Origin of the sequence: Devosia aquimaris, from assembly GCF_020169335.1 — a bacterium.
GTDB lineage: Bacteria > Pseudomonadota > Alphaproteobacteria > Rhizobiales > Devosiaceae > Devosia > Devosia aquimaris.
This window is the reverse complement of sequence record NZ_JAIEZN010000001.1, coordinates 2038414-2051038: the sequence shown is the minus strand read 5'-3', so window position 1 is coordinate 2051038 and position 12625 is coordinate 2038414. Positions and strand designations below refer to the sequence as shown.

The following is a 12625-nucleotide window of genomic DNA, read 5'->3' as shown; positions in this document are numbered from 1 at the left end:
ATGAAACCCATGCTGGTCCCCAATGGGGGCAGTATCGAGCATCTTGGCGCCACGCTCACCGAAGATGGCGTCAACTTCGCGGTCTATTCGGAAAGCGCAACCGCGATCTGGGTCTCCATTTTCGACGAGCAGGACCAGGAAACTGACCGCTTTGAACTGGATGTGCACAAGGACCATATCCGGGCCGGGCTGATCTCCGGCCTGGGCGCGGGGACGCGCTACGGGCTGCGTGCCGACGGCGAATACAACCCCGACCAGGGGTTGTTCTTCGACCCGATGAAATTGCTGGTCGACCCCTATGCCAAGCGACTCGACCGGGTATTCGTGCGCTCGCCGCGCCTGCGGCTGGACCGCAGCGAGGCGGTCGACACCGCGCCGCTGATCCCCAAGGCCATTGTCGGCGACATGGGCAATGAGGACCTGCTGCCGCGCAAGAAGGCGCCCGGCATGTTCTATGAGATGAACGTGCGCGGCTACACCATGCGCCACCCCAGCGTGCAGGGGCCGCTGCGCGGCACCATCGCCGGGCTGACGACGCAGCGGGTGATCGATCACCTGAAATATATCGGCGTGGACACGCTGCAGCTGATGCCGACGGCGGCCTGGATCGATGAGGGCCATCTGCCGGTGCTGGGGCTGACCAACGCCTGGGGCTACAATCCAGTGGCCTATTCGGCGATCGATCCGCGGCTGGCGCCGCGTGGTCCGCAGGAACTGCGGAACATGACCGATCTCTACCGTAAGAACGGCATCTCGGTGATCCTGGACGTGGTCTATAACCACACCGGCGAGAGCGACGCCAATGGGCCCATGCTCAGCCTGATGGGGCTGGACGCCAAGACCTATTACCGCTTCGTGGAAGTGGACGGCAAACAGCACCTGGTCAATGACACGGGCACCGGCAATACGCTGCGCTGCGACCATCCGGCGACGCAGCGGCTGGTAATCGACAGCCTGCGCTACTGGGTGCAGGAGATGGGCGTTTCCGGCTTCCGCTTTGACCTGGCCACCGTGCTTGGGCGTGATCCTGGCTTCAATCCCAATGCGGTGATGCTGGAAAAGATCAAGGCCGATCCTATCCTGAGCCAATGCATCCTGGTGGCCGAGCCCTGGGATCCGGGTCCGGGCGGCTATGCGCTGGGCCAGTTCGGCAAGGAATTCAAGGAACACAACGACACCTATCGTGACGAAATCCGCGAGTTCTGGCGCGGCGAGGACGGCAAGATCGGCGCGCTGGCGGGCAAGGTGGCCGGCTCGGCCGAAATCTTCGACTTCGCCGGGCGGAAGCCCAGCCATGGCGTCAACATGCTGGCGGTGCACGACGGTTTCACGCTGCGCGACCTGGTCAGCTACAGCGACAAGCACAATGAGGCCAATGGCGAGAACAATCGCGACGGCCACAACCACAATGCATCGTGGAACTGCGGGACCGAGGGCGAGACGGACGACGAAGGCATCAATGTCGCGCGCAAGCGCGACGTGCGGGCCATGCTGGCGACACTGTTCCTGTCGCGTGGCATCCCGCTGCTGCAGCAGGGCGACGAGCTCTATCGCACCCAGCAAGGCAACAACAACGCCTATGCCCAGGACAATGAGATCACCTGGGTCGACTGGGAAAATGCCGACGGCGCTCTGGTCGACTTTGTCTCGGCCCTCAACAAGTTCCGCAAAGCGCACTCCGCCCTGACGCATGACCATTTCCTCACCGGCGCCGAGCGCAATGGCGTGCGCGATGTGGTGTGGCTGCATCCGGATGGCCATGAGATGGGTGAGCAGGACTGGCGTGCCTCGGGCGCCTCGGTGTTGGGCATGCATCTGCGCAACAAGGATGACGAGGTGCTGGTGTGGTTCAACCGGCGCAATGAGCCGGTGGTTGCGCACCTGCCCGAAGGCGACTGGGTTGTGGGGCTGGAGTCCGATAATCAGGCCCAGGTGGCGATGGCCGCCGGCACGGCGACCCTGACGCCACGATCGGTGGTGGCGCTGGTTCGCCCGGAAGGCTAGTGCCATGATCATCGCGCAACTGAGCGATATCCACGCCAATGGCAGCAAGGACAGGCTGGAGCGGCTCGACCGCGTGCTGGCCTGGCTGCGGCCGATGCGGCCGGACGCGATCATCGTCAGCGGCGATCTTGCCGAGGACGATTTCGCCGACAGCTATCGCGCGGTGCTCAAGCGGTTGCGCGATATGGAGACGCTGTTTCGCGTCGTGCCGGGCAATGTGGACGATCATGGCCGGCTGGCCGACGTCTTCGGTGGCGAGATGGGGTGGACGGGCACCCGGCCTTTGCACAGCTCGGGCGTGGCCGGCGGGGCGCTGCGCCTGATCGGTCTGGATGTGACGGTGCCGGGCCAGCACCATGGCGATGCCACTCCGGCCCTGGACTGGCTCGCAGAAGAACTGCAGCGCGACGCGCTGCCCGTGCTGGTGTTCCAGCACCAACACCCATTCCTGTGCGGCATCGACGGCAAGGACCAGAACCGTTGCCATGGGTCCGAAGGGCTGGGCGCGGTGTTGTCCCAGGCTGGCTCGCGGGTGTTGGGTATCACGTGCGGCCATGTGCACCGGCCGATGTTTGCCCGTCTGGGCGACATCCCGGCCAGCATGGCGCCATCGGTCACGCGTGCCAGCCGCCTGTCGCTGGACGGCAAGGCGTCCGACATCGTCGATCCGCCCGGCCTATTGCTGCACCATGTGCAGGATGGGCGGCTGGTGAGCCATGTGGTGATGGTGGGCGAGCGCTAGACGCAGCGCGCGCCCCTGCGCCTATTCGGCCGCCTGGGAACTCGACAGGCCGCCAGCCTTTTCGATGAAGGCGATGATCTGGTCCAGACTCTCGCGGCGCAGCAGATCGGTGAACACATAGGGCCGCCCCTCGCGCACCTTCTGGGTGTCGCTTTCCATCACGCTCAGGCTGGCGCCGACATATTGGGCCAGGTCGGTGTGGGTGATGACCAAAAGGTCCGAGCGGGAAATGGCGGGGCCACCCTTGCGGGGGATTTTTTCGCCCTGGGCGACGGAGATGACATAGATGGTGATGTCGGCCAGGTCGGGCGAGAAGGTCGCCGCCAGGTTGTCGCCGCCGCTCTCGATCAGGATGATGTCGAGATCGGGGAATTTGCGGTTGAGGTTATCAATGGCCGCCAGGTTGAGCGAAGCGTCCTCGCGGATGGCCGTATGCGGGCAGCCGCCGGTTTCGACACCCACAATGCGATCCTCGGAAATGGCCTGCACGCGCGCCAGGATCAGGGCATCTTCGCGGGTGTAGATGTCATTGGTGACCACGGCCATGGAATAGCGGTCGCGCATGGCCTTGAGCAGCATTTCGCACAGCGTTGTCTTGCCCGAGCCAACGGGGCCGCCAATGCCGATGCGCAGGGGACCGTTCACAGATTTCATAGCAACCTCATGATGACGAGAGCGGCAAAGCCGGTGCCGAGCAGCAGGCAGAGCGGGGAATAGACGCGGCGGTCGTTGAGCCGGAAATTGGGTTCGGGCGTGCGGGCGGCCCAGCCGGGCGTGTAGCCGATGACGCCGCGGGCGAGGAACACCAGCGCCAGCAGTGCGCCCACCACGTCGAGCGGAATGCCGCCGCTGTCGTGGTCGGCCAGGGCCAGGGCGAGTACACCGGCAATGCCGAGGGCCACACCAATGCCGAAGCTGGCGATGCGGGGCGGCATGCGTTCGATGCCAGCGGTGCCGACGACGGTCTGCGCCAGGAGTTTTTCGTTGCGGATCGGCCAGGTGCGCCCGATCGACCAGAGCAGATGGGCGATGGAGGCTGCCAACAGGGCAACAAACATGAAGGCGGCGATCGGCATGCTCATGAGCGGAAGATTCTCGTGGTCAGGGTCTCATGCGACATTTGCGCAATATCGGCGGCATAGGCAACAGCGCCCAGGTCATCGAGCCCGGCCATGCGACATTGTGTGGCCAGATCGGCAATGGTTGGCTCCAGCACGGCCATGATGGCGAGGCCATCACTCTGGCCGATGGGTACCAGGCGCACCGCAACCGAGACCTGAGCATGCACAGTGGCGGTAAGAAAGGCCAGCAGCGTTGTCTCGAGTGCCATCGCGTGACCGGCCGATATGGCGCCGACGGCGATGGGGTAAGGGCAGGGCGCCGGCAGATTGGCGCTGACCGGCGTTGGCCAGGCCTGGGCCGCAGTGACAAAGGCTGAGCCCGTGATGGTGGTTTCCTCGTGCCGTTCACGCGCCGGGGTGAGGGCCAGGCAGAGATCGGCAAGGTCCTGCAGGGCCTCGGTGTTGTGCGCTGCGCCGTGAGCCTGGGCGAGCAGGATCGCGTCGGTGCGCAGGCTGCCGTGGGCAAGGATGCCCTCGACCCAGCGCTGCGTGGTTGCGCGATCATGCACCATGCGGCTGGCAATGGCGGATTCCAGTCCGGCCGACCAGGCGAAGGCGCCAACCGGAAAGGCCGGCGACAGCCAGGTCAGCAGCCGCTGCAGGTCAGTTTGGCTTGTCATCGGGCCAGCAGGGCGTGCCCCTGATCGCCATGGCTGTGATAGGCGCCGTGCTCGGCGTTGAACGGCTCGGAAACATTGACCACGCTGGCGCCCAGGCCCTCGAGCATGGTCTTGAGCACATGGTCCCGCTTGATGAGGATCCGGTCGGCCTCAAGCTGGGCAGAGGTGTGGCGATTGCCGATGTGCCAGGCCAGGCGCACCAGATGACCCGGCGAGCTGGCGCGCACTTCGTAGAGCAGCTCTTCGGCAGCGATGACCTCAACCAGGCGCCCGTCTTCCAGTTGCAGCGCACTGCGGTCGGCCAGGGTGACTGTCTGGGGAAAATCGACCATCACCTCGTCGCCATGCTGAAGCTGCAGGAGTTTGCGGCGCAGGCGGCGGGCATCGTGTTCGAGCACGATCACATCATAAGGCATGCCCGTGCCGTGATCGGGGGGCAGGACGGCGGTGACGCGGAGGGTGGGCATGAAGACCTTTCGAGGCACGTGTCAGTTGACGCTATAGAAGAACATGCTGATCCAGAAGGCCTGGTAGACCATATGCAGCAACACAGCCGTGAGCTGGACGCGTCGGTCGCCGAAGGCGATGGCGACGCCGCAGAGCACAAGGCCGAGCGGGATCTGGATCGCATAGGCTGCGGCGAAGCGATCCCAATGGTGCGCGCCCTTGATCAGCGTATCGACCGTGTCGAAGAAGAAGGTCGCCGCGAACAGGCCGAAGAACCAGCGCCGACGCTTGATGAAGAAATCCTCGTAGCCGGCGTACTCGGAGATGTTGTCAGGCGACAGCAGCGCAGCGAGCAGAAACAGGATCACCGAATAGGCGACCAGGAACAGGATGATGCCGATCGTCCAGTGTTCGATGTCGTAGAGCGCAAACTCCCACCACCAGAACAGCACCAGCTCGACCAGAATCGAGAAGACCCAGAGCAGGTGGAGAAGCGAGGCCCGATTGCGCCCGGGATGCTGGATGACACCGGCGACTGTCATCAGCAGCCGCGTGATGCCCAGGCCGATAATGGTCCCCAGGACGATGCGGATATGGGGGAAGATTTCGGCTGCGCTGTGGGGATCCATCGGACCTAGGGCGTATTGTTGATTTCGGTGCAGGTAAGCACGGGTTCGGCATCGTCGCCAAGGGTGACGTCAAACAGGTTGGCATCGGTATTCTTGCTCCACCACACCCACTTGCCAGCGGCATAGCGGGCACCGGAGCCGGACTGCACCGAGGCAAAGATCTGCGAGGCGGGCTCCTCGGGAGCAGTCAAAATGGCCAGGAAGTTGGGCGCGGCGTTGATGTAGGTCACCGAAAGCTGGGTGTCGGGGCCGCAATCATACTGGATGACAGACTGCTCGAAGGCGCCGGACGGCGTTGTCAGCGTGACCGAAAGATTGGTGTCGACGGCCATGGCCGGCGTGACGATCAGCAGGGTGGTGGCGGCGAGGGCGGACTTGGCGAACATGGTGGAATCCCTTGGCTGTACGGACCGCAAGCTAGCAGACGAGATTGATCACACAATGTCCACTTTGGCGGGGTCGATCACCTCGATGCGCGACGACAGGACATAGGGCGCTACAGCAGCCAGGAAGCCTTGTGCAGTGGCGCCTTTGCGATGGTTCTCAAAGCTCTGTCGGCTGTCCCATTGTTCGAGCGCGACCAGACGATCGGGGTCGGTGACGCTGGCGTGCAGATCGTATAGGCGGCAGCCCGATTCGCGCCGGGTGCTGTCAATCAGCGCATAGGCAGCCGCGACAAAGGCCTCGATGGTGCCGGGGCGAATGCGGAAGGTTTCGGCAACGTAGATCAATCAAGGGCCTCAAGTGGCGCGGCCGCGCGCTGTCGGAGGAATTTCGGGACGCACCAGCCGCGGCAGGCCACGACCCGTGCACAGCCTGACGACCACGGAGCAATAGTGGTGCTTTCCGCGGGAAGCGACAAGGCCGATCAACCCCGTTTGAGGCGGTAAAGCATCCCGGGGATCGGGTTATCCCGCTCATTGCGGATAGGATGGTGATGTCGCGCCGCGATGGCAAAGCCGGAGTGCGCGGCAAGCTGGTCGATATAGGCGTCCGGATGGGCGAAGCGGCCGCTGGAGCGCAGTGCGGGGCCGGGGCCCTCGGCGGTCTCGACGGAGAAGATGAAGAGGCCACCGGGGGCGAGGACACTGGTGACGGCGGCGAAGATGGGTTCGAGCGCGCCGAGATAGACAAAGACATCGGCGGCGATAGCCAGATCATAGGGGCCGCCCAGCGCTGGGTCTGAACCCAGGATCGCCGCGGCGTCGCCGGTGCGCAGATGACGGTAGATGCCGCGCTCCAGCGCCTTGCGCGTCATGCGGGGGGCAATGTCGATGCCATCCATAGCGGTGACACGGTCGGCTAGGGCAGCGCCGACAAGGCCGGTGCCGCAACCGATATCGATGAGGGCAGCGAAGGGTGGGTGATCGGCGAGCAGGGCGCGGATGACCTGCGGGATACGATAGCCCAGGGCGCCGGTCAGGTGATCGTCAAAGCTCTCGGCATAGGTATCGAAGAGGTCGGGCACATAGCCACTGGCGCGGGCATTGGCTTCGCCGGTGAGCGAGGCCAGCATGTGGGCGGCGTAGAGATCATAGGGCACTATGGCCAGGGCCTGGCGGAAGCTCGCGGTGGCACCGGCGGTGTCGCCGAGGTCCAGCTGGGCCTTGCCGAGACCGCGCAGGGCGGCACCGTCGCGCGGGCGATGGGCCAGAACTTCGGTGAAGGCGTCACGGGCCTCGATCAGCGCGCCCTCGGCCAGAAGGGCCTCGCCGCGCTGGAGCAGGGCCTGGGGCGTTGGTGTATCGGGCATCAGCTTGTCCTTGTGGCGGCCACCGGATGGGCGGCCGCCGAGTGAGGACGGTGTCTAGAACAGGAAGTAGCGCTGCGCCATGGGGAGCACGGTGGCCGGCTCGCAGGTAAGCAGTTCGCCATCGGCACGGACTTCGTAGGTCTCCGGATCGACGGAGATGTCCGGCGTGGCGGCATTGTGCACCATGGATGCCTTGCCGATGCCGCCGCGTGTATTGGTGACTGGCAGAAGCTGCTTTTCAACGCCAAGCTTGTTGCGCAGGCCATCGTCATAGGCGGCCTGGGAAATGAAGGTGACCGAGGAGCGGGTCAGCAGCTTGCCAAAGCTAGCGAACATGGGGCGGTAGTGCATCGGTTGCGGCGTCGGGATGGAGGCATTGGGGTCGCCCATCGGCGCTGCGGCGATGGAGCCGCCAAGCAGGATCATCTCGGGTTTGACGCCGAAGAAGGCTGGGTGCCAGAGCACCAGGTCAGCGCGCTTGCCGACGGCGATGGAGCCGATGTGCTGGCTCATGCCATGGGCGATGGCCGGGTTGATGGTGTATTTGGCGATGTAGCGCTTGACGCGGAAATTGTCGTTATCGCCGGTCTCTTCGGGCAGGCGGCCACGCTGGCGCTTCATCTTGTCGGCGGTCTGCCAGCAGCGGATCAGCACTTCGCCGACACGGCCCATGGCCTGGCTGTCCGACGAAATGACCGAGAGCGCCCCCATGTCGTGCAGGATGTCCTCGGCGGCAATGGTCTCCTTGCGGATGCGGCTTTCGGCAAAGGCCACGTCCTCGGGAATGGACGGGGACAGGTGGTGGCACACCATGAGCATGTCGAGATGCTCGGCAATGGTGTTGACCGTGTAGGGGCGCGTCGGATTGGTCGAGGACGGGATGACATTGGGCAGGCCAGCGACGCGCAGGATGTCGGGGGCGTGGCCGCCGCCGGCGCCTTCGGTGTGGAAAGCGTGGATGGTGCGGCCCTTGAAGGCGGCGATGGTGTCTTCCACGAAGCCGGATTCGTTGAGCGTATCGGTGTGGATCATCACCTGCACGTCATAGTCGTCGGCGACCGAGAGGCAGTTGTCGATGGCGGCGGGGGTGGTGCCCCAGTCCTCATGCAGCTTGAGGCAGGAGGCGCCGGCCAGGATCATCTCGGCCAGTGGGGCCGGGCGCGAGGCATTGCCCTTGCCGGCCAGGGCCAGGTTCATGGGGAAGCCGTCGAAGCTCTCGATCATGCGCTGGATGTGCCAGGCGCCGGTGCAGGTGGTGGCCAGAGTACCATGGGCGGGGCCCGAGCCACCGCCCAGCATGGTGGTGACCCCGCTCATCAGGGCCTCCTCGATCTGCTGGGGGGCGATGAAATGGATATGGGCATCCATGCCGCCGGCGGTGAGGATGCGGCCTTCGCCGGCAATGGCCTCGGTGGAGGGGCCGATGATGATGTCGACGCCGGGCTGGGTGTCGGGATTGCCGGCCTTGCCGATGGCGGCGATGACGCCGTCCTTGAGGCCAACGTCGGCCTTGTAGATGCCGGTGCTGTCGACGATCAGCGCATTGGTGATGACGGTATCGACGGCGCCCTCGGCTCGCGTGCGCTGGCTCTGCCCCATGCCGTCGCGGATCACCTTGCCGCCGCCGAATTTGACCTCTTCGCCATAGGTGGTGAAATCGTGCTCCACCTCGATGAACAGTTCAGTATCGGCCAGGCGAACCCGATCGCCGGTGGTCGGACCATACATATCGGCATAGGTGGCGCGCGAGATACGAGCGGGCATGGGGTCCTCGTGGAGTTCAGCCCAGGGCGGGCTTGGCGTGAGTGCGGAAGTTGGACAATGCGGATTCGATGACCTGATCGAGCAGGGCCGCGCCGGCCTTGGTGGTGTCCTGCTCGGCGTCGCGGGCGGCCAACGACAGGGCCAGGGCCTGCAGCGCATAGGCCTGGCGGCCCTTTTCCTCGCGCAGGGCGGTGTTGCCCTCGGCATCGATCTGCTGGAGCAGTTCCAGAATATCGGCCGGGGTCAGCGAGCCCTTGAAGTGAGACCAGTTGTTGTGGGCGCGGATGGAGACCAGGCGATCGGCTCCGGCGCCGAGCATGAACATGGCCTCGCCATCCTGCATGCCGCCGTCGTGCAGATTTGCGACAACTTCGGCGAGCTGGGCGAGCAGTTCGTTTTCGGCCTGGGTATTCATGTTCGTCTCCGCTGAAAGGTTTGGCGCCCTTCTAGTGGGATTTGCGGCATCCGCACAGTGCTAGCCGAGAGGGCCCATGACCTGCTGGCGGAAACCAAAGACGGTACGGTCGCCGCTGAGCGGAATGAGACGCACCTCGCGGGTCTGCCCGGGCTCGAAGCGCACGGCAGTGCCGGCGGCGATGTCGAGCCGCATACCGCGGGTGGCGTCACGGTCAAAGGACAGGCCGGCATTGGTCTCGAAGAAATGGTAGTGCGAGCCGACCTGGATGGGGCGGTCACCGGTGTTGGCGACCTCGATGGTGATCTGGGGCGCGCCGACATTGAGCTCGATATCGCCGGACTTGGGGATGATTTCGCCTGGGATCATGATGTCCTCGCGGAATGGGCGGGTGAAGCGGCAGAGGTGAGGGGACGACTCAGCGGATCGGTTCGTGCACGGTGACCAGCTTGGTGCCATCGGGGAACGTAGCCTCGACCTGCACGTCGTGGATCATCTCGGCTATGCCTTCCATGACCTGGGCACGGCTGACGACATGGGCGCCTGCTTCCATCAGCTCGGCCACGGGGCGACCGTCGCGGGCGCCTTCGACCACGAAATCGGTGATCAGGGCGATGGCCTCGGGATGGTTGAGCTTGACGCCGCGCTCCAGGCGCTTGCGGGCCACGATGGCGGCCATGGCGATCAGCAACTTGTCTTTTTCACGCGGGGTCAGGTTCATGGCTGGTCCTATAGATGCCAGAGGCGCGGGAGCGTGCCGGCGCCGGAAAGCTCAGCAAGAATTGGAACGATCAGGCGGCGAAGTGCAAGCCCTGTTTGTGCAAGGGCCCTGACCACCAGGCGCTCACCATTGGCGCTGGCGGCGATGCGGCCATCGTCGGTCAGTATGCTGCGCAGGGTGGCGAGGCGGCGGGCGCAGACGTCGGCATCGGGCGCGACATGGAGCACGGTGGCGAAGGCGCGTTTGCCGGCCAACAGGGAGAGGCCATCGCGCTCGGCCAGGGTACCATCAAGGCGGGTGGCTTCGGCATGCAGCAGGCGGCCATCGCGGCTGATACGCCAATTGTCGCGCAGACGGGCGTCGAGCGCGGTTTCGCCCATGGCATCGCGGCCGAGCAGGAAGGCCTCGATGGCGGTGAGGCTGGCGCCGGGGGCAAGATCGATATCGATGCGGCGGTCGAGCTGGCTGGCCGCGAACATGATGGTCTCCTGCGGCAGCCAATCTAGATGGGCGTCGGCGCCAACGGTGAGATGCGTCTCGACGCGGGCCGGGCCGCCGATGGAGCGATAGATGCGCTCGCAAGCCTGGGTCGTCAGCACGGCCCGGCCGCCAGGGGCGATCTCGGCGGTCCATCGCATATGGTCATCGCCGGTGAGGCCGCCGGCGGTGTTGATCAGCACGGCTTCGAGGGCGTCGGAATGGGTGTGGGGCAGGCGGATCTTGGCGCAGCCATCCTGATAGAGCTTGTCGAGCCTTGTGACGCCGTCGCGCTGCTGGGTCACGAGGCCGCCGACGCCGCGGGCGCGTTGCATGCGGGGCGCGGGCGCTTGTGCGGCGGACAGCTGTGGGGCGTCGATCAGCATGGACTCAGCCCCGGGCTGGGCAGGCAATGACAGCGCAGGCAGGTAGTCGGCATGGGCATTGCAGCGCCCGACAGGGCGGGCACCGTCCTCAACTAGACCATCAGATGGCGGCGGACGTCGGGCAGGTCCAGATCGCTGGCGGGGCCGGCATGCTGAATCTCGCCGCGATCCATCACGTAGATATCGTCGGCGATCTCGCGGCAGAAGTCGAGGAACTGTTCGACCAGAAGGATGGTCATGCCCTTTTCGTCGCGCAGGAACTGCAGGGCGCGGCCAATGTCCTTGATGATGGAGGGCTGAATGCCTTCTGTGGGTTCATCGAGCACCAGGACCTTGGGTCGGGTGACCAGAGCACGCCCGATCGCGAGCTGCTGCTGCTGGCCACCCGAGAGGTCACCGCCGCGCCGGCCCAGCATGGACTTGAGCACGGGGAAGAGCTCGAAGATGTACTCGGGTATGTTGCGTTCGCTGCGTGGCAGGCCGGCGTAACCGGTCTCAAGGTTCTCCTTGACCGTGAGCAGCGGGAAGATCTCGCGGCCTTGTGGCACATAGCCGATGCCCATGCGGGCGCGCTTATAGGGCGGGGCCTTGCGCAACAGCTCGTCGCCGAAGCGGATGTCGCCAGCCGAAATTGCGTGCACACCGGTGACGGCGCGCAGGGTCGATGACTTGCCCACGCCATTGCGGCCGAGCACGGCGGTGATGCGGCCGGGCTGACACTGGATGGACACCGATTTCAGCGCCTGGGCGGCGCCATAATGCAGATCGATGGCATTGATGGTGAGGGCGGTGCTCATCGTCCGAGATACCTTTCGATCACGACGGGATTGGCGCTGACCTGGTCGAGCGTGCCCTCGGCCAGCACCGCGCCTTCGGCGAGGCAGGTGACGCGCGAGCCGAGTTCGCGCACGAAGCTCATGTCGTGTTCGACCACGACCACAGAGCGGGTCTTGGCGATGTCGCGCAGCAGCTTGGCGGTCTCGACGGTTTCGGCGTCGGTCATGCCGGCCACGGGTTCGTCGACCAGCAGCAGCTTTGGGTCCTGCGCCAGCAGCATGCCGATCTCGAGCCACTGCTTCTGGCCGTGGCTGAGGTCGGCCGCCAGCTCGTGCTTGCGGTCGAGCAGGCGGACGGTCTCGAGGATTTCGCTGATGCGGGCATTGTCTGCTGTGCTGGCGGCATAGAACAGTGTCGAGAACACGCCACGCGGCTTTTTGAGCGCCATCTCGATATTGTCCCAGATGGTATGGCTCTCAAAGACCGTGGGTTTCTGGAATTTGCGGCCAATGCCCAGATTGGCGATGGCGGCTTCGTCGAGCCTGGTCAGGTCCGTGCGGCCATCGAACAGCACCTGGCCATCGTCGGGGCGGGTCTTGCCGGTGATGATGTCCATCATGGTGGTCTTGCCGGCGCCATTGGGGCCGATGATGGCCAGCATTTCGGCGGGATAGACGATGATGGAGAGGTGATTGATGGCCTTAAAGCCATCAAAGGCCACCGAGACGCCATCGAGATAGAGCATGGTGCCTGTCTTGTCGGTCATGGC

17 protein-coding genes are annotated in these 12625 nt (G+C 64.9%); 2 read left to right on the top strand and 15 right to left on the bottom strand.

Annotated elements, in window-relative coordinates; all coding sequences use genetic code 11:
- Together glgX and K1177_RS09895 are read left to right on the top strand one after the other, a co-directional pair.
- Window positions 1-2004 (top strand): glycogen debranching protein GlgX, encoded by a 2004-nt coding sequence (glgX, locus tag K1177_RS09900; RefSeq protein ID WP_224703139.1) that lies wholly within the window; start codon window positions 1-3, stop codon window positions 2002-2004.
- Window positions 2005-2008: 4 nt separating this feature from the next.
- Window positions 2009-2746, top strand: coding sequence for a metallophosphoesterase (locus K1177_RS09895; protein WP_224703138.1), 738 nt, complete (start codon window positions 2009-2011; stop codon window positions 2744-2746).
- Between the two features lie 21 nt (window positions 2747-2767).
- Here K1177_RS09895 and ureG read toward each other — a convergent pair whose 3' ends face one another.
- From ureG to urtD, 15 genes are all read right to left on the bottom strand, one after another.
- A complete protein-coding gene (gene ureG / locus K1177_RS09890; protein WP_224703137.1) occupies window positions 2768-3400 on the bottom strand; it encodes an urease accessory protein UreG in 633 nt (210 codons plus the stop codon).
- A complete protein-coding gene (locus K1177_RS09885) occupies window positions 3397-3828 on the bottom strand; it encodes a DUF3995 domain-containing protein (protein ID WP_224703136.1) in 432 nt (143 codons plus the stop codon). Before K1177_RS09885 ends, ureG begins: the two co-directional genes overlap by 4 nt.
- Complete coding sequence (locus tag K1177_RS09880) at window positions 3825-4487, bottom strand: urease accessory protein UreF (RefSeq protein WP_224703135.1); 663 nt, start codon at window positions 4485-4487, stop codon at window positions 3825-3827. Before K1177_RS09880 ends, K1177_RS09885 begins: the two co-directional genes overlap by 4 nt.
- Window positions 4484-4954, bottom strand: a complete 471-nt coding sequence (locus K1177_RS09875) for an urease accessory protein UreE (RefSeq protein WP_224703134.1) — start codon at window positions 4952-4954, stop codon at window positions 4484-4486. Before K1177_RS09875 ends, K1177_RS09880 begins: the two co-directional genes overlap by 4 nt.
- A gap of 21 nt (window positions 4955-4975) precedes the next feature.
- Window positions 4976-5563 (bottom strand): hypothetical protein, encoded by a 588-nt coding sequence (locus tag K1177_RS09870; RefSeq protein ID WP_224703133.1) that lies wholly within the window; start codon window positions 5561-5563, stop codon window positions 4976-4978.
- Between the two features lie 5 nt (window positions 5564-5568).
- Complete coding sequence (locus K1177_RS09865) at window positions 5569-5949, bottom strand: MliC family protein (RefSeq protein WP_224703132.1); 381 nt, start codon at window positions 5947-5949, stop codon at window positions 5569-5571.
- Window positions 5950-5997: 48 nt separating this feature from the next.
- Window positions 5998-6294, bottom strand: a complete 297-nt coding sequence (locus tag K1177_RS09860) for a putative quinol monooxygenase (protein ID WP_224703131.1) — start codon at window positions 6292-6294, stop codon at window positions 5998-6000.
- Between the two features lie 137 nt (window positions 6295-6431).
- On the bottom strand, window positions 6432-7316 hold the full coding sequence (locus K1177_RS09855; protein ID WP_224703130.1) for a class I SAM-dependent DNA methyltransferase: 885 nt from the start codon (window positions 7314-7316) through the stop codon (window positions 6432-6434).
- 54 nt (window positions 7317-7370) lie between these two features.
- Window positions 7371-9080 (bottom strand): urease subunit alpha, encoded by a 1710-nt coding sequence (gene ureC, locus K1177_RS09850; protein ID WP_224703129.1) that lies wholly within the window; start codon window positions 9078-9080, stop codon window positions 7371-7373.
- Window positions 9081-9096: 16 nt separating this feature from the next.
- Complete coding sequence (locus tag K1177_RS09845; protein WP_224703128.1) at window positions 9097-9495, bottom strand: hypothetical protein; 399 nt, start codon at window positions 9493-9495, stop codon at window positions 9097-9099.
- 60 nt (window positions 9496-9555) lie between these two features.
- Complete coding sequence (locus K1177_RS09840) at window positions 9556-9864, bottom strand: urease subunit beta (RefSeq protein WP_224703127.1); 309 nt, start codon at window positions 9862-9864, stop codon at window positions 9556-9558.
- 49 nt (window positions 9865-9913) lie between these two features.
- Window positions 9914-10216, bottom strand: a complete 303-nt coding sequence (locus K1177_RS09835; RefSeq protein ID WP_015314510.1) for an urease subunit gamma — start codon at window positions 10214-10216, stop codon at window positions 9914-9916.
- Between the two features lie 8 nt (window positions 10217-10224).
- Window positions 10225-11079, bottom strand: coding sequence for an urease accessory protein UreD (locus K1177_RS09830; protein WP_224703126.1), 855 nt, complete (start codon window positions 11077-11079; stop codon window positions 10225-10227).
- Between the two features lie 92 nt (window positions 11080-11171).
- The gene (gene urtE / locus K1177_RS09825) at window positions 11172-11876 is read right to left on the bottom strand and encodes an urea ABC transporter ATP-binding subunit UrtE (RefSeq protein ID WP_224703125.1); all 705 of its coding nucleotides are present in this window, start codon (window positions 11874-11876) and stop codon (window positions 11172-11174) included.
- Window positions 11873-12622 carry an urea ABC transporter ATP-binding protein UrtD gene (gene urtD / locus K1177_RS09820; protein ID WP_224703124.1) on the bottom strand — a complete coding sequence of 250 codons (750 nt, stop codon included), beginning with the start codon at window positions 12620-12622 and terminating at the stop codon, window positions 11873-11875. The genes urtE and urtD overlap by 4 nt, the downstream gene beginning before the upstream one ends.
- Window positions 12623-12625: the final 3 nt, after the last annotated feature.